This window comes from Streptomyces sp. NPDC004609 (genome assembly GCF_042873655.1).
In the GTDB taxonomy this organism is placed as follows: domain Bacteria; phylum Actinomycetota; class Actinomycetes; order Streptomycetales; family Streptomycetaceae; genus Streptomyces.
In genome coordinates this window covers 25,748-45,511 of sequence record NZ_JBIALS010000046.1, presented here as the reverse complement: position 1 = coordinate 45,511, position 19,764 = coordinate 25,748, and the positions used below count along the sequence as shown (strand labels likewise).

Annotated in this window: 17 protein-coding genes; 8 read left to right on the top strand and 9 right to left on the bottom strand. The window is 72.5% G+C overall.

The genetic code is table 11. The features are described from left to right. Positions 1–30 precede the first annotated feature (30 nt). From ACFYT4_RS32040 to ACFYT4_RS32015, 6 genes are all read left to right on the top strand, one after another. Complete coding sequence (locus tag ACFYT4_RS32040) at positions 31–324, top strand: DUF503 domain-containing protein (RefSeq protein WP_389277001.1); 294 nt, start codon at positions 31–33, stop codon at positions 322–324. 34 nt (positions 325–358) lie between these two features. Next, on the top strand, positions 359–802 hold the full coding sequence (gene rbfA / locus ACFYT4_RS32035; RefSeq protein WP_389276998.1) for a 30S ribosome-binding factor RbfA: 444 nt from the start codon (positions 359–361) through the stop codon (positions 800–802). Continuing rightward, positions 799–1,698, top strand: a complete 900-nt coding sequence (truB, locus tag ACFYT4_RS32030) for a tRNA pseudouridine(55) synthase TruB (protein ID WP_389276995.1) — start codon at positions 799–801, stop codon at positions 1,696–1,698. The genes rbfA and truB overlap by 4 nt, the downstream gene beginning before the upstream one ends. Positions 1,699–2,072: 374 nt before the next feature. After that, positions 2,073–3,017, top strand: coding sequence for a bifunctional riboflavin kinase/FAD synthetase (locus tag ACFYT4_RS32025; protein ID WP_389276992.1), 945 nt, complete (start codon positions 2,073–2,075; stop codon positions 3,015–3,017). Positions 3,018–3,433: 416 nt separating this feature from the next. Continuing rightward, positions 3,434–3,874 carry a nuclear transport factor 2 family protein gene (locus ACFYT4_RS32020; protein ID WP_389276989.1) on the top strand — a complete coding sequence of 147 codons (441 nt, stop codon included), beginning with the start codon at positions 3,434–3,436 and terminating at the stop codon, positions 3,872–3,874. Continuing rightward, a complete protein-coding gene (locus ACFYT4_RS32015; RefSeq protein WP_389276986.1) occupies positions 3,871–4,128 on the top strand; it encodes a heavy-metal-associated domain-containing protein in 258 nt (85 codons plus the stop codon). The genes ACFYT4_RS32020 and ACFYT4_RS32015 overlap by 4 nt, the downstream gene beginning before the upstream one ends. A gap of 180 nt (positions 4,129–4,308) precedes the next feature. Here the strand turns inward: ACFYT4_RS32015 and ACFYT4_RS32010 are convergent, their stop codons facing one another. The 9 genes from ACFYT4_RS32010 to eccE all read right to left on the bottom strand — a co-directional run bounded on the left by ACFYT4_RS32010 (position 4,309) and on the right by eccE (position 16,631). Then, the gene (locus ACFYT4_RS32010) at positions 4,309–5,277 is read right to left on the bottom strand and encodes an ABC transporter ATP-binding protein (RefSeq protein WP_389276983.1); all 969 of its coding nucleotides are present in this window, start codon (positions 5,275–5,277) and stop codon (positions 4,309–4,311) included. Further along, positions 5,274–6,314 (bottom strand): ABC transporter ATP-binding protein, encoded by a 1,041-nt coding sequence (locus ACFYT4_RS32005; protein WP_389276980.1) that lies wholly within the window; start codon positions 6,312–6,314, stop codon positions 5,274–5,276. The genes ACFYT4_RS32010 and ACFYT4_RS32005 overlap by 4 nt, the downstream gene beginning before the upstream one ends. Then, positions 6,260–7,147, bottom strand: coding sequence for an ABC transporter permease (locus tag ACFYT4_RS32000; protein WP_389276977.1), 888 nt, complete (start codon positions 7,145–7,147; stop codon positions 6,260–6,262). Before ACFYT4_RS32000 ends, ACFYT4_RS32005 begins: the two co-directional genes overlap by 55 nt. After that, positions 7,144–8,181 carry an ABC transporter permease gene (locus ACFYT4_RS31995; RefSeq protein ID WP_389276974.1) on the bottom strand — a complete coding sequence of 346 codons (1,038 nt, stop codon included), beginning with the start codon at positions 8,179–8,181 and terminating at the stop codon, positions 7,144–7,146. Before ACFYT4_RS31995 ends, ACFYT4_RS32000 begins: the two co-directional genes overlap by 4 nt. A 12-nt stretch (positions 8,182–8,193) precedes the next feature. Continuing rightward, the gene (locus ACFYT4_RS31990; protein WP_389276971.1) at positions 8,194–10,083 is read right to left on the bottom strand and encodes an ABC transporter substrate-binding protein; all 1,890 of its coding nucleotides are present in this window, start codon (positions 10,081–10,083) and stop codon (positions 8,194–8,196) included. Positions 10,084–10,280: 197 nt separating this feature from the next. Further along, the gene (locus ACFYT4_RS31985; protein WP_389276968.1) at positions 10,281–13,670 is read right to left on the bottom strand and encodes an SCO5717 family growth-regulating ATPase; all 3,390 of its coding nucleotides are present in this window, start codon (positions 13,668–13,670) and stop codon (positions 10,281–10,283) included. A gap of 492 nt (positions 13,671–14,162) precedes the next feature. Continuing rightward, a complete protein-coding gene (locus ACFYT4_RS31980; protein WP_389276965.1) occupies positions 14,163–14,396 on the bottom strand; it encodes a DUF397 domain-containing protein in 234 nt (77 codons plus the stop codon). A gap of 166 nt (positions 14,397–14,562) precedes the next feature. Then, entirely contained in the window at positions 14,563–15,270 is a 708-nt protein-coding gene (locus tag ACFYT4_RS31975) for a hypothetical protein (RefSeq protein WP_389276962.1), read from the bottom strand. Next, positions 15,270–16,631, bottom strand: a complete 1,362-nt coding sequence (gene eccE, locus ACFYT4_RS31970) for a type VII secretion protein EccE (RefSeq protein WP_389276959.1) — start codon at positions 16,629–16,631, stop codon at positions 15,270–15,272. Before eccE ends, ACFYT4_RS31975 begins: the two co-directional genes overlap by 1 nt. A 179-nt stretch (positions 16,632–16,810) precedes the next feature. Here eccE and eccB point away from each other — a divergent pair, with 179 nt between their 5' ends. After that, positions 16,811–18,337: a type VII secretion protein EccB gene (eccB, locus tag ACFYT4_RS31965; RefSeq protein ID WP_389276956.1), complete on the top strand. Its 1,527-nt coding sequence runs from the start codon at positions 16,811–16,813 to the stop codon at positions 18,335–18,337. Positions 18,338–18,485: 148 nt separating this feature from the next. After that, a complete protein-coding gene (mycP, locus tag ACFYT4_RS31960) occupies positions 18,486–19,688 on the top strand; it encodes a type VII secretion-associated serine protease mycosin (RefSeq protein ID WP_389276953.1) in 1,203 nt (400 codons plus the stop codon). Positions 19,689–19,764: the final 76 nt, after the last annotated feature.

Sequence of the window (19,764 nt, the reverse complement as noted above, 5' to 3'; positions counted from 1 at the left end):
CCCGAACCGGCGGGACATCCGGATACATCCATGTATGTGGGGACTCTGTCCTTCGATCTGCTTCTCGGCGACGTACGGTCGCTGAAGGAGAAGCGTTCCGTGGTCCGCCCGATCATCGCCGAACTCCAGCGGAAATTCGTGGTGAGCGTGGCGGAGACCGGGGCGCAGGACCTCTATCGCAGGACCGAGATCGGGCTCGCGGTGGTGTCCGGGGACACCGGGCACGTCACCGATGTACTGGACCGGTGCGAGCGCTTCGTCGCCGGCCGGCCGGAAGTGGAACTGCTGTCGGTTCGACGCAGGCTCCACAGCGACGAAGACTGATGGCAAGGCAAGCAGGTAAGAAGGAGAAGGACCAGTGGCCGACAACGCGCGGGCGAAGAAACTGGCGGACCTCATCCGGGAAGTGGTCGCCGAGAAGCTACAGCGCGGTATCAAGGACCCGCGGCTCGGCACGCACGTGACCATCACCGACACCCGGGTCACCGGCGATCTGCGGGAGGCCACGGTCTTCTACACGGTCTACGGCGACGACGAGGACCGGGCGAGCGCCGCGGCCGGGCTCCAGAGCGCCAAGGGCGTGCTCCGCAGCGCGGTCGGCGCGGCGGCGGGTACCAAGTTCACCCCCACCCTGACGTTCGTGGCGGACGCCCTCCCGGAGAACGCCAAGACGATCGAATCCCTGCTGGACCGGGCACGGGCCTCGGACGCCAAGGTGCGGGAGGCGTCCTCGGGCGCCGCTTACGCCGGTGAGGCGGACCCGTACCGCAAGCCGGAGGACGAGGACGACACCTCCGCATGACATCGAAAGCAGTCACGCCGGACGGCCTTGTCATCGTCGACAAGCCGTCCGGCTTCACTTCGCACGACGTCGTCGCCAAGATGCGCGGTATCGCGAGGACCCGCCGCGTCGGCCACGCGGGCACGCTCGACCCCATGGCCACGGGCGTCCTGGTCCTCGGCGTCGAGCGGGCCACCAAGCTCCTCGGTCATCTCGCGCTGACGGAGAAGGAGTACCTCGGCACGATCCGGCTCGGGCAGACCACCGTCACGGACGACGCCGAGGGCGAGATCACGGCCTCCGCCGATGCCTCGGGCGTCACCCGCGAAGGCATCGACGGGGGCGTGGCCGCCCTGACCGGCGACATCATGCAGGTGCCGTCCAAGGTCAGCGCCATCAAGATCGACGGCAAACGCTCGTACGCACGGGTGCGCGGCGGCGAGGACTTCGAGATTCCGGCCCGGCCGGTGACCGTCTCCTCCTTCCGGGTCTACGACGTCCGGGAGGCCGTCGCCGACGACGGCACGGCCGTGGTGGACCTGATCGTCTCGGTGGTCTGCTCCTCCGGTACGTACATCCGCGCCCTGGCCCGTGATCTGGGCGCCGGGCTCGGTGTCGGCGGGCATCTCACCGCGCTGCGGCGGACCCGGGTGGGTCCCTACGGCCTGGACGCGGCCCGGACGCTCGACCAGCACCAGGAGGAGCTGACCGTCATGCCCATCGCGGAGGCCGCCGCCGCGGCGTTCCCGCGCTGGGAGGTGGACGAGAAGCGGGCCCGGCTGCTGGCCAACGGCGTACGGCTGGACATGCCGCCGTACGACCGGTCGCCGGTCGCGGTCTTCGGCCCCGGCGGACGCTTCCTGGCACTGGTGGAGGAGCAGAAGGGCCGGGCCAAGAGCCTCGCCGTCTTCGTCTGAGGGGTCCGGTCCGCACCCCGGGTGCCCGGTCCGCGCCGTCGCCGCGGCTGCGCAGGGTCCCCGCCGGTGCCGGCGGACCCCGTCGCCGTCGTCGGGTGCGGATCGGGTGGCTTCCCGGGCCGGTTTCTACCGTGGAACGGGCAGGTGCACTGCCCGTTCCACGATCCCCCTCCGGGGGAGGTCTATCCATCCCGCCCCGGTGATTCACCCCAATGGGCGGGCGCGCGGAGTGAACAGGGGGAGCACAAGGGGGCGCGTTCGATATGCGGACGCGCTGAGGCCGATGCGAACCCACCGTCGCGGGCATGGCACTCTTAGAGCTGCAAAAGAGCAGTCTTTTTCGGTATCCGAGGTTCGGGCGAGGAGCGGTCACAGTGCAACGCTGGCGTGGCTTGGAGGACATCCCAGAGGGCTGGGGGCGCAGCGTCGTCACCATCGGCTCCTACGACGGGGTCCACCGCGGGCACCAGCTGATCATCGGGCGTGCGGTCGAGCGGGCCCGGGAACTGTCCGTGCCCTCCGTGGTCGTCACCTTCGACCCCCACCCGAGCGAGGTCGTCCGCCCCGGCAGCCACCCGCCCCTGCTGGCCCCGCACCACCGGCGTGCCGAGCTGATGGCCGAGCTGGGCGTGGACGCGCTGCTCATCCTCCCTTTCACCGCGGAGTTCTCGCAGCTCTCACCCGCCGATTTCATCGTCAAGGTGCTGGTCGACAAACTGCACGCCGCCCTGGTGGTGGAGGGCCCGAACTTCCGCTTCGGCCACCGGGCCGCCGGCGATGTCGCCTTCCTGGCGGAGCTGGGCGCGACCTACGACTACCGGGTCGAGGTCATCGAGCTGTACGTCACCGGCGAGGCGGGCGGCGGTGAGCCGTTCTCCTCCACCCTCACCCGCCGGCTGATCGCCTCCGGTGACGTCGAGGGCGCCCATGAGATCCTCGGCCGCCCCCACCGGGTGGAGGGCGTGGTCGTGCGCGGCGCCCAGCGGGGCCGGGAACTGGGCTTTCCCACCGCGAACGTCGAGACCCTGCCCCATACGGCCGTGCCCGCGGACGGTGTCTACGCGGGCTGGCTCACCGCCGACGGGGAACGTATGCCCGCGGCCATCTCCGTCGGTACGAATGTCCAGTTCGACGCCACGGAGCGCACGGTCGAGGCCTATGCGATCGACCGGGTGGACCTCGATCTGTACGGGCTGCACGTGGCGGTGGACTTCCTGTCGTACCTGCGCGGCATGAAGAGGTTCGACACGGTGGACGACCTGCTGGCGCAGATGGCCGAGGACGTCAAGAAGTGCCGGGAGCTGACGGCTGCCGGGTAGCTGCCGCCGGAGCGGCCGTCCGCCGAGGCGGGTCCCGCCCGTGGTCCCGGTGGCGGTCGGGTCCGTCGCCCTCGTGGGGGTCGCCGAGTCCTTCGCCGTATCCTTCTCCCCGCCCTTCGCCGTGGCGGTCCCGGTGGCGCCGAGCACCCGGAGCGGCTCGTACGGGCCTCCCGCCGTGCCCCCTGCCGTGTCCGGTAGCCGGACCGCCGCGTCCAGGACCGCCGCTCTGCCGCGCCGTGCGTCGGCACGGCGGTTCCGGCCCCCGGACGGCATCATCTCTTACACCTTGTAAAAATTATCGAGTCGTGCATATCTTACACCGTGTAAGAGATCGTAGGGGGGGCGCGGCGGCCGACTCCGGGCAGCGCCGTGCGTGCCCCCGCCGCCGCACCGGCCCGGAGCCCGGCAGGAGCACTATGAGCGCCCTCAGCGACACCGATCCGAAGCAGTTCATCGCCGACTTCTTCACCGATTTCACCGCGGACCTCCTGCGCGACGAGGAGGACCCGGCGGTGATCGTCGACCGCTACCACACCCCGGACATCATCCAGGTCGCCGACGGCCATGTGATGGACCGGGACAAGCTGATCGCCCATACCCGCCCGGTGCGCAGGAACCGGCCCACCAGCCGGATGGAGGTGCACGAGGCGCAGCTTTCCGGGGACCGGCTCGCCGCCCGGTACACCCTGCATGTGCGCAACCGCGGGACGGACCTCACCATCGAGGTCTGCTTCTTCGGGCGGTTCGCCCCCGACGGGCGGATGCGCCGGTCGCACATGCTCACCCGTACCGTGTCCGCTCCGGGCCCGAAGGACGCCGCGCCGGGCGCGCCCGGCGGGGACGAGGAGCCGTCATGACCGAGAGCCCCGGCACCGTGAGCACCTACCTCGTGACCGGCATGGCCTGTGGACACTGCGCGGGCTTCGTCACCGCGGAAGTGGAACGCGTCCCCGGGGTCACCGCCGTGTCCGTGGACGTCGGGGCCGGCACCGTCACGGTGACCGGCGAAGGCCCCCTCGATCTCGACGAGGTACGTGCGGCGGTCGAGGAGGCGGGCTACGAACTCACGGCCGCACAGCCTCCGACGGGCCCCGGCACCCTGGGACCGTAGGGGCGGCCCGTCCCGATCCCGCCCGCCCTCCGGCCCTCGCCTCCGCCCGCAGCCCCCGTCCGGCCCCCGACCGCCCGACGCGCGGGACCCGCCTCCCCGGGGCCGGAACCCCGGCGGCCCGGGGAGAGCCGCCCGTATCAGCCGGCCGTCAGGACCGCGGGACACCGGACGGCTGCGGACTCAGCCGATCCCGGTGCCGGTGGCCAGATGGCACGCCACCCCCGCTCCGGTCAGCACCTCCATCGTCCGGCCGCGGCAGCTGTCCGCGACGCCCGCCCGTTCCGCCTCGCCCGACGCGAGCGCCTGGCACCGCTCGTGGAAGCGGCAGCCGCCGGGGATGCGGGAGGGGTCCGGGGGCTCGCCCGAGAGGACGACCGGCGGCACGTCCGACTCGGGGAGCACGGACAGCAGGGCCCGGGTGTACGGGTGCCGGGGCGCCGTCAGCACCGACTCCACCGGGCCGCACTCCACGATCCGCCCCAGATACATGACGGCGACCCGGTCCGCGATGTTCCAGGCGAGCCCCAGATCGTGCGTGACCACCAGCGCGGACAGCCCCAGCTCGTCGCGCAGCCGCAGCACGAGCGCGAGGATCTCACCGCGTACGGACGCGTCCAGAGAGGCCACCGGCTCGTCCGCGACGATGAGTTCGGGCTCCAGGGCCAGCGCCCCCGCGATGACGACCCGCTGCCGCTGACCGCCCGACAGCTCATGCGGATAGCGGAGGAAGAAACGCTCCGGAGGGCGCAGCCCCGCCCGGGCGAGGGCCCGGGAGACCATCGCGCGCTCGTCGCCGGGGAGGCGGTGGATCCGGGGGCCCTCCGCCACCGCGTCGTACACCGTGTGCCGCGGATTGAGCGAACCGCTCGGGTCCTGCAGCACCAGCTGGACCCGTCCGCGGTACGCCGTCAGGGCCCGGGAGGTGTACTCCAGCGGCCGGCCCCCGAACACGACCTGCCCGGACTCCGGCGCCACCAGCCCGAGCAGGGCCCGCGCCAGCGTCGTCTTGCCGCAGCCCGACTCACCGACCAGGGCCACGATCTCCCCCGCGCCGATGTCCAGGTCCACCCCGTCCACGGCGCGCACGGACGACCCGCGCCGCCCGGGGAAGGTGACCCGCAGACCGGTGGCCGACAACAGAGCCGTCATCGGGGCCGCCTCCCGGCACTCGCGGACACGGAACCGTTTGCATGGACGCACGCGGCCCGGTGCGCACCGGCCGCACCCGCCAGTTCCTGCGGCTCCTCCGCGCACGCCTCCAGAGCCACAGGGCAGCGCGGATGGAACGTACAGCCGCCCGGCAGGGCCGACGGATCGGGCGGATCGCCCGGCAGGCCCCGGGGCGCACGGCGGGACGACACATCGCCGACCCGGGGGAACGCGGCGGACAGGGCCCGTCCGTAGGGGTGGCGCGCGGCCGAGAACACCTCGCGCGCCGGGCCCTCCTCGACCACCCGGCCCGCGTACATCACCGCCAGCCGGTCGCAGGTGTCCGCGAGCACCGCCAGGTCGTGGCTGATCATCAGCAGGCTGATGTCCTGCTCCGCGACGAGCTGTTCGATCAGCCGCAGGATCTGCGCCTGGATCATCACATCGAGCGCGGTGGTCGGCTCGTCGGCGATGATCAGCCGGGGATCGCAGGCCAGCGCCATCGCGATCATCACCCGCTGGCGCTGCCCGCCGGACAGCTCATGCGGGTACGCGTCCGCGCGGGCGGCCGGCAGGCCCACCTGCTGCAGCAGCGAGGCGACGCGTCGGCCCGCCTCGGCGGGGGTGACCCGGTGATGCAGCAGGACCGGTTCGGCGATCTGGTCGCCGATCCGCCGCACCGCGTTGAGCGAGTGCATCGCGCCCTGGAACACGATGGACGCGCCCGCCCAGCGCACCGCCCGCAGTCTGCCCCACCGCATGGTGAGCACATCCTCGCCGTCGAGGAGGATCCGCCCGCTGAGCGAGGCGGACGCGGGCAGCAGCCGCAGCAGTGCCAGCGCGAGGGTCGACTTGCCGCAGCCCGACTCCCCTGCGATACCCACCTTCTGCCCGGCGGCCACCGTCAGATCGACGCCCCGGACGGCGGGGACCGCCCGCGCCCCGGAGCCGTAGGCCACCCGCAGATCCCGCACGTCCAGCGTCACGGGCGGACCCCCAGCTTCGGATTGAGCACCGTCTCGATCGCCCGCCCGCACAGGGTGAACGCGAGTGCCACCAGCGCGATCGCGATCCCGGGCGGCGCGAGATACCACCAGTGGCCCGAGGACACCGCACCCGCCTGCCGCGCGTCCTGGAGCATCCCGCCCCAGGACACCACCGACGGATCGCCCAGCCCCAGAAAGGCGAGCGTCGCCTCGGTGAGGATCGCCGTCGAGATCCCGAGGGTGGTCTGCGCGAGCACCAGCGGCATCACATTCGGCAGCACATGGCGGTTCATGATGTGCCCGTGGCCGCCGCCGAGCGCCTTCGCGCGCTCGATGTACGGCCGGGACTCGACCGCGATCGTCTGCGCCCGCACCAGCCGGGCCGTCGTCGGCCAGCTGGTCACCCCGATCGCGATGACCACCGTCCACACGCTCCGGGACATCACCGTCGCCAGCACGATCGCCAGCACCAGCGTCGGCATCACCAGAAACCAGTCGGTGACCCGCATCAGCACGGTCGAGAACCAGCCCCCGTAGTGCCCGGCGACGATCCCCACGAGCGTACCGATGGCCACCGACAGCCCCGCCGCCAGCAGACCCACGGTCAGTGAGATCCGCGCACCCCACACCAGCAGCCCGAGCAGGGAGCGCCCGAACTGGTCCGTGCCCAGCGGGAACTCCCCGCTCGGCGACTCCAGGGGCCCGCCCGGCGCCTCGGTCACGCTCTGGACGTCGTCCCCGGCCAGCAGCGGCGCCGCCAGCGCCACCAGGGCGATCAGCGCGAGGGCTCCGAGACCGAAGAGCCCCGCCCGGTGCGTACGGTACGAACGCCAGAACCGGGCCGCCGACTCACGGCGGCGGGCCCGGGCGAGAGAGGTCGTCATCGGCCCACCCGGGGATCGAGGAGCGGATAGAGCAGATCGGCGAGCAGATTCATCAGGATCATCGCCCCGGCGAAGACCACGAACAGCCCCTGCACCAGCGGCAGATCGGGCACGCTCAGCGCCTGGTAGAACAGCCCGCCGAGTCCCGGCCAGGAGAACACCGTCTCCACCAGGATCGAACCGGCCGCCACATGGCCCAGATTGATGAAGACCATCGTCACGGTCGGCAGCAGGGCGTTGGGCACGGCATGGCGGCGCCGTACGGCCGCGTCCCGCAGCCCCTTGGCCCGCGCGGTCGTCAGATAATCCCCGCCCATCTCGTCGAGCAGCGACGACCGCATCACCAGCAGCGTCTGTGCGTACCCGACCGCGACCAGGGTGAGGACCGGCAGCACCATGTGGTGCGCCACATCGGCGACGTACGCGAAACCGGTTTCCCCGCCCGACTCCATGCCCCCGGTCGGGAAGAGCCCGGGGACCGGCCCGGCCCCCACCGAGAAGGTGATGATCAGCAGCAGGCCCAGCCAGAACGACGGCACCGACCACAGCGTGAGGGCGACACCCGTGTTGAGCCGGTCGCCGAGGCCGCCGTGCCGCCAGGCGGAGCGGGTACCCAGCCAGAGCCCGAGCGCCGAGTAGATCACCACGGCGACCCCGGTCAGCAGCAGGGTCGCGGGCACCTTCTGGGCGATCAGCTCGCCGACCGGCGCGTGGAACTGGTACGAGATGCCCAGATCACCGGTCAGCGCCTTGGCGCAGTAGTCCGTGAACTGCTGCCACAGCGGCTGGTCGAGACCGAACTGCCGGCGCAGGGCCGCCAGCTGCCCGGCCGATGTCGGCATCCCGTGCGTCATCGCCTTCACCGGATCACCGGGGATGATCCGGAAGAGGAAGAAGCTGGTGACGAGCACGGCAAGCAGGGAGATCACCGCCCCGCCCAGCTTGGCCGCCGTGTACGCGAGGTAGGCGCGGGCGCCGACTCCCCGGCTCCGCTCCACCGCCGCCACGGCACTCGTGCCCGTGGTCGTGGTCATCGACGTCATCGGCTACTCACGGTCTTCCGCGGTCGAACGGCGGCGCATCACGGCGAACACCCCGAGCGCGGCGGCGAGCACCACGGCCGCGCCCGCGCCGATCGCGACCCCGGTGGCGGAGCCGCCGCCGGAGCCGCCGTCACCGGCGGCGGGCACGGCCGACCACCAGCTCCAGTACCCGTCCTGGCCCCAGATGTTGCCCGCGGCCTCGGGCATCGTCGTGATCGACTCGATCTGGTCGGTACGGTACGCCTCGACCGCGTTCGGATACGCGAGGACATTCATGAAGCCCGTGTCGTACAGCCGGGCCTGCATCTGTTTCACCAGTTCGGCCCGCTTCGCCGGGTCGTACTCGGCGGACTGGCGGGTGTACAGCTCGTCGAAGCGCCTGTCGCAGATGAAGTTGTCGGTCGAGCCCGTGTCCCTGGGGGTCGCGGGCAGGGCGGCGCAGGTGTGGATGGAGAGGACGAAGTCGGGGTCGGGGTTGACGGACCAGCCGTCGAAGGCGAGGTCGTAGTCGCCCTTGAGCCAGGGGTCGGAGACATTGTCGAGGCAGTCGATCGTCAGCCCGACGCCGAGCCTGCCCCACCACTCCTGGAGGTACGTGCCGACCGCCTTGTCGTTCGGGTCGGTGGCATGGCACAGGATCCGGAAGTCCAGCGGCCTGCCGTCCTTGCCGACGCGTTTGCCGGAACCGTTCTTCCGGTACCCGGCCCGGTCCAGCAGCGCCGCCGCCCGGGCCGGGTCGTAGGCGATCCGCCGGCCGTCGCCGGGCTTCCAGAAGTACGAGGAGTAGCGCGGCGGGATATAGCCCTCGCCCTCGGCGGCGTGGCCTCGGAAGACCTTCTCGACGATGGTCCGGCGGTCGGTGGCGTGGAAGAGCGCCTTGCGCACGGCCGGGTCGAGCAGGGCCTTGTGACCGCTGCCGAAGGTCCTGCCGTCCTTCGACCTGGCGCCCGGATTGACGGCGAGGGCGAAGAAACGGCGGCCGGGAGCGTCGTTCACCTTGATGTTCTCGGCGCTCTTCAGGGAGGACGCCTGAGCCGGGGTCAGCCCCTGGACGAAGGAGACCTCGCCCTTGCGCAGCGCGGCGACCGCCGCGTCACCGTCCTTGTAGTACTTGAGCACCAGCTCGTCGAACCGGGGCGCACCGCGCCAGAAGCTCTTGTTCGGCCGGAGTCTGACGTACTGGTCGACCCTGAAATCGGTGATGACGTACGGACCGTTGCCGACGACGGGGAACCGCTTGTCGTTGTTGAAGGTGGAGAAGTCGCCGACCTTCTCCCACAGGTGCCGGGGCACTATCGGCACATCGAGCGCGGTCATCGTGGCCTGAGGCTTCTTCAGGTCGATGACCAGGGTCCGCGGATCCGGCGCGGTGACCTTCCTGAAGTTGGCGGTGAAGCTGCCGTTGGCGGTCGCGGCCTTCTCGTCCGTCATCATCTTGTTGAACGTCCAGGCGGCGTCGGCCGCCGTCACCGGCCGGCCGTCGGACCAGGTGGAGTTCTCACGGATGGTGTACGTCCAGGTCAGCTTGTCCGGCGACGACGTCCACGCGGTGGCGAGCCCGGGGATCGCACGTCCGTCCTTGACGTCGTAGTTCGTCAGATTCTCGTAGGCCAGACGGTGCACGGTGGTGGAGACGAGGCGCTGCGCCAGGAACGGACTCAGCGAGTCCACACTCTGCGACACGGCGATCGTGAGGACCTTCCGGCCCTCGCCGCCCTCCTTCGCGTGGGCGGCCTGCTGCGGGGGCAGGGCGAGCAGCGAGGCGGTGGCGCACAGGGCCGGCAGGAGCCGGGCCCGTCTCCGGGCCGGGGAGCGGAACCGGGCCCGGGGGCCCCGGGGCGGGAGGGCGGTGGCCGACTGGGCGTGGGCGGCGGACGGGACCTCTGTGACCACAGGACGGTGACCTCGCGTCGGCGCTTGTGGGGAAGCGGGCGGGCTGATGGGTGGCGGCCTTCTGGTGATGCGGGTTGTACCAGCGGTGGTCCAGTCCCGTCAACGGCGCGCGAAACCCCTTCTGGTCTGCGGGAATACGACAAGGGCCCGCATCGTGGAGACGATGCGGGCCCTCATTGGTACAGACCTCTGATGCCCTACTGTTGAGAGGCTGGCGGTGCCTGCGGAGGCTGCTGCTGCGGCCATCCGCCGGGCGGTACCGGTCCCTGCGCGTCGGGTTGACCGGGATCACCCGACCGGCCGTGATGACCGGGCTGCGGAGCCCCCGGCTGCTGCGGCGCCCCGGCCGGAGGCGGAGGCTGCTGGGCCTGCCCATGAGGCTGCTGGGACCAGCCGTGCGGCGGGGCCGGCGGCTGCCCCTGGGGCTGGTAGGGCTGCTGGGGAGGCTGGGGACCTCCGGGTACCTGCTGCCCGGGGCCCTGCTGAGGGGGCTGGGGACCTCCGTACGGCTGCCCCGGCGCGGGCTGCCCGGCCGGTCCGGGCTGTCCCTGGTACCCGGGCGCGGGCTGCCCCGGCGGCTGCTGGCCGGGTGCGGGCTGTCCGGGTGGCGGGGGGTAGCCGGAGGGAGCCTGGCCGCCGGGGCCGGGCTGCCCGGGGATCTGAGGTCCTGGCGCCTGCTGTCCTTGGCCGTGCCTGCCGAACTGGGTGTGCTGGCCGTGCTGACCAGGGATCGGCTGACCCCCGCCGGGGGTCTGCTGCCCCGGCATCGGCGGGGCCATGGTCGGCGGAGGGTTGCCGTCCGCGATCCACAGCCCCTGCTGCTGCTGTGCGCGCACGAAGTCCTCGGCGATCATCGCGGACAGATGGAAGTACGCCTCACGCGTCTTCGGCCGCATCATGTCCAGATCGACCTCGGCACCGGCCGCCAGATGCTCGTCGAACGGCACCACGACGACTCCGCGGCAGCGCGTCTGGAAATGCGCCACGATGTCGTCCACCTTGATCATCTTGCCGGTCTCGCGCACTCCCGAGATGACCGTGACGGAACGCTGCACCAGCTCCGCGTACCCGTGCGCCGACAGCCAGTCGAGCGTGGTCGACGCGCTGCTCGCGCCGTCCACGGACGGAGTCGAGATGATGATCAGCTGATCGGCCAGATCCAGCACCCCGCGCATCGCACTGTAGAGCAGCCCGGTGCCGGAGTCGGTGAGGATGATCGGATACTGCCGGCCCAGGACATCGATCGCCCGGCGGTAGTCCTCGTCGTTGAACGCCGTCGACACGGCCGGGTCCACGTCGTTGGCGATGATCTCCAGACCGGAGGGCGCCTGCGAGGTGAACCGGCGGATGTCCATGTAGGAGTTGAGATACGGGATGGCCTGCACCAGGTCCCGGATGGTGGCGCCGGTCTCGCGCCGCACCCGGCGGCCGAGCGTGCCGGCGTCCGGGTTGGCGTCGATCGCCAGGATCTTGTCCTGGCGCTCGGTCGCCAGGGTCGAGCCCAGCGCGGTGGTCGTGGTCGTCTTGCCGACACCGCCCTTGAGGCTGATGACTGCGATCCGGTAGCAGGACAGCACCGGTGTACGGATCAGCTCCAGCTTGCGCAGCCGCTCGGCCTCCTCCTTCTTGCCGCCGAGCTTGAAGCGGGACGCGCCGGAGGGGGTGCGGCTGGACTTGGGCTTCTGCTTGTTGTTGCGCAGCAGCCGGTCGGAGGACAGCTCCACCGCCGCGGTGTACCCGAGCGGGGCGCCCGGCACGGAGCGCTCGCGCTGATCGTGCCTCACCGGCGTCGGCCAGGCGTTGCCCGCCCGGGGGTCGGCGGGCGGCGCCGCGGGCTGCTGCTGCCCGCTCGCCTGCTGGGCGGGCGGGGTGGGCGCGGACGTGGGCGTCTGCGGTACGGGCGGATGGGCGCCGTGCTGGGCCTGCGGGCGGGGCTGGTGCTGCGGTTGTGCCTGCGGCTGCTGCTGGGGGTGGGGCTGGTGCTGGGGGAAGCCGTGACCGGGCTGCGGCGCCTGGGCCGGAGCGGGCTGCCCGTGCTGACCCGGCTGCCCGTGCTGGGGCTGCGGGAATCCATAGCCGGGCTGCGGAGTCTGGGGGCCCGTGGCGGCGGGCGCGGACGGGCTCTGCCCCTGCGGTGCCTGCGGTGCTTGTGGTGCGCTCTGTGCCTGATGTGGTGCTTGAGGGTGCTGAGGTGCCGGTACCTGTGACTGCGGGGGCAGGGGCGCGGCCGGAGGCACGCCCGGCTGGGGCTGCTGCGGCGGAACGGGCTGCCCCTGGTGCGGGAAGCCGTAACCCCCCTGGGGCGCGGGCTGCCCGTGCGGGGACTGCGGCTGCGGGAACCGGTAACCCGGCTGGGGCGCTCCGTCGGGCGAATGCCCCTGCGGCCCGGGCGCGGTCTGGTGCGGGAAGCCGTACCCCGGCTGCGCGGCGGCGGGCGCCGGCTGCGGTCCGCCCGGTGCGGTTGCGGGGGCCGGTGGCGGAGGGGCCGACTGCTCGGCCGTCTGCGGCGACACCGGCCACTGCGGCGCGGACGCGGGCGCGGCGGGCTGGAAGGCGGGGGGCAGGGGCGGGAGTCCGGCATCGGGTGCGGGCGGTGCGGGGGACCAGCTCTGCGCCGGTCCGGGGACCGCGTCCTGCGGCTCGTCGGGGGCGGGAGGCGCCGTCCGGGGCACCGAGTCCGCGGGCGTCCCGGCCGGGTCCGGGGGTTCGTGGGCCGTCGATGTGTCCGTGTGCTCCGGCGTATCGGCCGTTACGGCCGTATCGGTGTCCGCCGGGGCGCTTCCCTCTTCGGGTGCGGGGCCAGCCGTGGCGCCGGGCTCACCGGCGCCCTCGTGCTCGGCATCCCCGGGGGCCTCGGCGTCCCGGGACGGTTCGGCCGTCCCGGCCTCCGGCTCCGCGCCAAGGGGCGTGGGCGCGGGCTCACCGGACGGGTTCCCGGCGTCCGCCGAGGACTCGTCCCCGCCGTCGTCTCCGGCGGCGGCCGTGTCCCCGGCCTCCTCCGCCTTCGCGGCCTCCTCTGCGGCGCGGGCGGCCGAGGCGTCCCGCTCCTCGATCTCACGCTTCAGGGCGACGGGGGAGAAGCGCATGGTCGCGCCGCTCTCCAGCCGGCCGCCGCCGAACGGCTCCGACACGGGCTCGGCGGGAGGCGCCGCCTCGGGCCCGGTGGTGGGGACGGCCGGAGGCGGGTCGGCGGGCGCGACCCCCCGGGACTCCGGACCTGGAGCCCCGGGACCCCGGGACTCCGGGGCGCGGGCGGCCTCCGGGTCCTCGGGCGCGGTACCCGGATCCTCACCACCGGCTCCCCGCGCACCGGGCCCACCCTGCGCGTCCGGCCCCTGCGTCCAGTTCGGCTGGAAACCGCTCCCCGTCGGCAGCCCGGGCACCGCCACCGGCTCTCCGTTCGGCGGCGGGGGCGGCGGTGTCCGTCCCGCGCTCCCGCCGGAGGCGTCCCCGGACGCGTTCTGCGTGTACCAGGCCGGCGGGGTGTAGTCGATGGTGAACTCACCCGTCATCTCTGCGGGCTCCGCGTCGGACTCGTCGGCGGGAAGGTCCCAACCCCCGCGGATGTCGTCCCGATCGCTGTTCACTGTGCCTCCTGGTGTGGTCGAGCACCCTTGTGCCGTCGTGGGTGGGGGCGACCGCTGACGTCCGATCGGCCCGGCTCTCCCCCAGGGGACGCGGCGGGCATCCCCGCAGGTTCTTGTGCCGTTGTCCGTCCCAGCCTAATCGTCAACCAGGGCGGCCCGGCAGGGCCGACGGGCCCCGGCTACCGTCCCGTACGCAGGGTGCCGCCCCCAAGTGAACCGGGGGAGGCGCCAGGTGAGGAAGCCGATGGGGCAAACCGGTACAACTACCCGGCAAACGTGAGGGGATTGTGCCGGTCTGCCCGGCGGGCATCCCCGGCCAACAATCCGGTCTCGGTCTGCCTCCGCACCACCTCGCGGACGGCGGTCCGGGGAACCCGCCGACCGGACCACCGCACCCCGCGCGGGCGCCGACGGCACGCCCGCACGGGAAAGGCACCACGGACGCGCCGTACCGAGGTGCCGTACGGATCGGTCCCGCCGCCGGACGTACGGTCAGCGCAGGTCGAACTCCCCGTCGCGCGCGCCGAGGACGAACGCCCGCCACTCCGCCTCCGTGTACCGCAGCACCGTGTCGGGATCCAGGGACGACCGCATCGCGACACCGCCGCCCGGCAGATGCGCGATCTCGACCCGCTCCTCGTCCTCGCTCGTGCCGGGCGCGCTGAGCCACTCGACGCCAGAGATGTCGAGGGCGTACAGCTCGTCCTTCTCCTGTGCGCTCCCCATCAGTCAAGCTCCCCTTCGGTCGAACGGTCGGGTCGGCGGACACACACCCCCAGCGGGCAGGTCCACGCCACTGAGGAGTTTAGGCCGAACGGGGGCGCGGACCGGCGGGGGATCCGCTGAAGATCCCAGCGTACGAACGGGTTTGGACACTCTCGAACGGCGCCGGTCAGTCCATCCGGCGGGCCGTGCCCAGCAGACCCGTCTCCGCGTCCGTACCGCTGGTCATCACCCAGTGGCGCTCCCGCCCGGCGCACCAGAGCGTGACGCCGTCCGCCAGCGTCGGCAGCGCGCCGCTCTCCGCCGGGGAGAGGCCCAGGATCCGCCCGATCTGCTCCGCCTCCTGCGGCGACACCCGCTGGACACCGACCAGGGTGGCGTCCCGCAGCAGCCGGGGCGCCACCGGGCTCAGATACGGCAGCAGCGTCAGCACCGACTGCCAGGGCGCCGAGACCACCCGGCCGCGCGGCGGCCGCATCCCGCAGTCCCGTACGACCACCACCGGGCCGCCGACCGTCGCGCCCATCGGCGGGACACGCCCCACCTCGTGCAGCGTGATGCAGTCCAGACCCGCGCCCGCCGCCTGCGCCAGCCCGGTCCACGCCGGGGCGCGTCCGGTCTCCACCGCGACGCGCGCGCCCGTCCCGGCCGCGCGCAGCGCCAGGACCTGCGCCGTCCACAGACCGCCGATCAGCAGGACGTCGTACGGGGTGGACCGGTGGAAGCCCACCATCAGCGGGCGGCCCTCGGCGTCGTCACCGATCACGACACCGTCGTCGCCGACCGGCAGGGACAGCGCCCCCAGATCGGCCGCGGCCAGGGTGTGCCCCGCGTGGCGCGGGCCCAGCAGCCGCCGTGCGGCCCCCACCCCGGGCATCACCGGGCACCGCCGAGGGGAAGCGTCGCCAGCGCGCCGGGCAGCTGCTCGCGGTCGAGGCGTACGAGAGCGACCTTGGCGGTACGGGCGGCCAGCTCCAGGGTCCGCCGTACACCGATGAGTTCGGTGTCGGAGCCGCCCGTCACCCGCACATGACCGGCCATGGACATCGCTCCCTGGTGTGAGCCCCGCCGCAGGGTGAGGCTGAACGTCGTCGCGTACGCGGGTGCCGAGGTGAGCAGGGAGACCACCTTGGGCAGCGGAGCCGCCCCGCGCCCCAGCTCGGGCCAGCGGCCCACCGCGTACGTCGTGTGCCAGCGGTCGTCGCACCGCCACACACGCGCGGTCTCGCTGGTGCGCCGCTGCGGCGCCGAGTCCGCCCGGCCCGCGCGGGCGGCCAGCCGGGGACTGGCGCAGGCGGCCGTCGCGAGCGTGGAGTTGAGGTTCTGCTGATCGAGTACGACGGCCTGGAACCCGGCCCCGGTGACCCGGCTCGCCACATGGTCGGCGACCCGGACGAGACAGCGCTGTGCCCCCTCGATCCCGCCGCCCCGCGCCTCGACGGCCTCCCGGCACAGCTCGGGATTCAGCTTCACCGCCACCCAGGTCAGCCGCAGCGCGGGGGCCCCGGTCCGTTCCTGGAGCGGTGCGTACGAGAGTCTCGCCACCGACTGCTGCGGCAGGTGCGGCGCGGGCGCGGAACGCACCTGCTGCACCAACTGCACCGACTCCAGGACGATGTCGTCGACCTCCAGCGCGCCGCCGAGGAGGGAGAGCGGGAGCGCCCGGGCGCCGAAGGCCGGCCGCAGGGCGGCGCCGCTCGCCTCGATCCGTACCACCGCGGTCAGGAACGTTCCGTCGCCGAGCATCCCGACCGTGCGCCGGTTGCGGTCGACGCAGGGGTAGGGGCGCAGTCCGGACACGCCCTCCACCACCGGGGCGAGCGAGGGGTCGGTGCCGGCCGCCGGCGGTCCCGCCGACTTCCTGCGGGCACGCAGGGACAACGCGGTGGCCAGCCAGTCCTGGATGGCGTGTCCGCGCCGCCGGATGAACGCGAGCAGCAGCAGGACGGCGGCGACGGCGACGGTGGGAACCAGCCACAGTCCGCCGAGTACGGCTCCCACCGCGGCGAGTGCGAGGGCGATCTCCACCAGGGCGAGCTGTCGCAGCGGGAAAGGGCCGACACGGCTGGTGCGGGACAGGGGCCGCAGGGTGGTCGTCGCGGGGGCCGGTGCCGGTCCGGACGGCGTGTTTCCGGCCCGTCCGGAGCGACCGGCCCGTCCGCCGCCGCGCTGTCCGGGGGAAGTGTTACGGCCCCCCGCCGGAGTCCGCCCATTTCGCGCGCGTGTCGCCGTACCCATCGCCGCTTGCCCCCTCGTGTCCGTATTTACCAATTTCCTCTGGGCGTTGACGGGCGATCACCCTACCTGAGCAGGAAGGAGAGACCGTCAGCAGGCATAGTAGGGGCCGTTACGACGGCAGGCCGATTCGGTGAACAAGGGGAGCCCGGCCGCCCAGCGGGGAGAGGGACAGCGGACAGATGGCATCACGTCGGGACGAACTCAACGCCTACACCTTCGCGAAACGACGGCTGATCGCGCAGTTCCTGCAGCCCAACGCGACCGGTTCGGAGGAAGGCGCGCCTCGCCCGCTGCGCGCGGTGGTGCCCGGGGCGATCGTCGGTGTGGTGATTCTCGCGGGGTTCGGCGCCTGGGGAATGTTCAAGCCGGTCGCTCCCAAGGGCTGGGACAAGCCCGGTGAGAACGTCATTATCGCCAGCAAATCCACCACGCGCTATGTGGTGCTGGAGACGGATGGCAGAAAACAGCTCCATCCGGTTCTCAACATGTCCTCCGCGAAACTTCTCCTGAATCCCGACAAGGGAAAGGTCATCAACGTCGACGAGTCCGTCCTCGACAAGGGGAAGATCCCGCACGGCGCGACTCTCGGAATTCCCTACGCCCCCGACCGGCTGCCCGCCGCCAAGGAGGCCGGGAAGGCCAAGCGGTGGGCCGTCTGCGAGCGGCCCGGCGAAGGCGGCCGGGCCATCCAGAAGGCGGCCTTCGTGTTCGCCGAGCGCGACGAGGGGAAGACCGAGGGCGCGAGCCGCCTGCGCGGCGGCGATCTGATGTACGTGGAGGGCCCGGACGAGGTCCGCCACATCGTCGACGCCGGCGGCACCGCGTACCCCGTGGACAACGACGAACTGCTGCTGCGTCAGCTGGTGGGCCAGGGCCGGGTGGCCCAGCGGGTCTCCGCCGCCTGGCTCGACACCCTCCACAGGGGCGACCGCATCACCTTCCCCACGATCACCGGGACGCCGGGCGAGCCCGCCGGTGTCCCCGGGAGCCTGGAGGCCGGGGTGAACAAGGTCGGCATGATCCTCACGGCCACGGACGCGACGAGGAACCAGCAGTACGTGGTCCTCAAGGGCCGGGTGGCCCCCGTCTCCGACTTCACGGCGAAGCTGCTGCTCAACAGCCGGGAGCTGATCGACCTCGGCCAGGCGGGACGGGCGACATCCGTCAGCGCCGCCGCGTTCCAGCCGGGAGAGGCGTTCGGACAGGACAAGAAGTGGCCCACCGATGCCCCCAGGCCCGTCAACACGGCCGGTACCGAGGAGGGAAGCCGCAACACGGTGTGCAACGTCCTGCGCGAGGTGGACGAGGACAACGGCGCCACCACGCTCAGCACCTGGGCGGGCACCGACTTCCCCGCGGTCCTGCCGACCGGGTCCAGCAGCGCCTATGTCACCCCCGGCTCCGGCCAGCTGTTCCGCCAGTTCAAGGGCTCCACGACGAGGTCGGGCTTCCTGTTCCTGGTCACCGACACCGGGCTGCGGTACGCGATGCAGTCCAACAGCGACAGTGCCACGGACGACTCCGGTATTGGCTCCTCCGGTTCGGAGCAGGACAAGCAGGAACGGATGCAGGAGGCCCAGCAGGCGCAGAACAGGCTCGGCTACAAGGACGTCGACCCGCTGCCCGTCCCGGCCGCCTGGTCCGCCTTCCTCCCGACCGGGCCCCGGCTGTCGACCGGTTCGGCGAACCAGCCGCAGGGCTCGTGAGGGCGGTCCGGTGACGACGTACATCTCACGCCTCCCACATTTCCCGCGCCTCCCGCGCCTCCCGCGCAAGGGTTCCGGCGGCAGGTTCCCCGACGGGACCTCCGGCGCCTCGCGGGCCGGGGCGCGTACCGTCCGGCGGTCGTTCGCGGTGGCCGCGGCGACGGCGATCGCCCTCATCGGCCCGCCGACGGCCCCCGCCGCCGCGGAGACGACCCAGTGCACCTTCCCCGGGAAGCCGTACAAGGGCCGCCCGTGGGCGCTCCAGCGCGTACTCCTGGACGAACTGTGGAAGCAGTCCACCGGCAAGGGGGTGAGGGTCGCGGTCATCGACACCGGGGTCGACATCCGGAATCCGCAGCTCAAGGAGGCTGTGGACGTCAAGAGCGGAATGAACCTGCTGCCGAAGAACCTCAAGGACGACAACGGCAACAAGCTCGAACGCGGCGCCGAGAACGGCACCACCGACGTCGTCGGCCACGGCACCAAGGTCGCCGGCATCATCGCCGCCCGCCCCGCGGAGGGCACCGGCTTCGTCGGCCTCGCCCCGGACGCGACGATCATCCCCATCCAGCAGAACGACGCCGAGGGGAACGGCACCGCCGCCACGCTCGCGAAGGCCATCGACGCGGCCGTCGCGAAGGGCGCGGGGGTCATCAACATCTCCCAGGACACCGCCAATGCGGTCGAGCCCGCCCCCGCGCTGAAGCGGGCCGTGGACACCGCCCTGGAACGCGGCGTCGTGGTCGTCGCCTCGGCGGGCAACGACGGCCTCGGCGGGAACGTCAAGAAGACCTACCCCGCCTCCTACGAGGGCGTCCTCGCCGTCGCCTCCTCGGACCGCAACAACGAACGCGCCGCCTTCTCCCAGTCCGGCGACTTCGTCGGTGTCGCCGCCCCGGGCGTCGACATGGTCACCACCGTCCCCGGCGGCGGCCACTGCGCCGACAACGGCACCAGCTTCTCCGCCCCCTACGTCGCCGCGGTCGCCGCCCTCGTCAAGGCCAAGCACAAGGACTGGAGCCCGCGGCAGATCGTGGCCCAGATCCAGCAGACGGCCGAGCGCTCGACCCCCGGCCACGACCGTCTCGTCGGCTGGGGCGTCGTCGACCCCGTACGCGCCCTGACGGAGGACGACAAGCCCATCGAACGCCCCGTCGCCGACGAGGGCGTCACCCGGGCCGAGGCCCCCACCCCCGCCGAACTCAACCTCGGCGAGACCGCGGAGGAGCGTGACGCCCGGCTCGCGACCTACGTCGTCATCGGCGGCGGCGTCCTGGTCGCCGCGATCACCGGCAGCGCGGTGGCGCTGCGCGACGCCAGGCGCCGGTCCGGCCGTATCACCGGGAGCTGAGCGGGTGTTGTGGTCCCGTAAAAGGTCGGTGGCCAACAGGTGTGAATGATGAGGACATGATTGAGGTGTCGGTTGC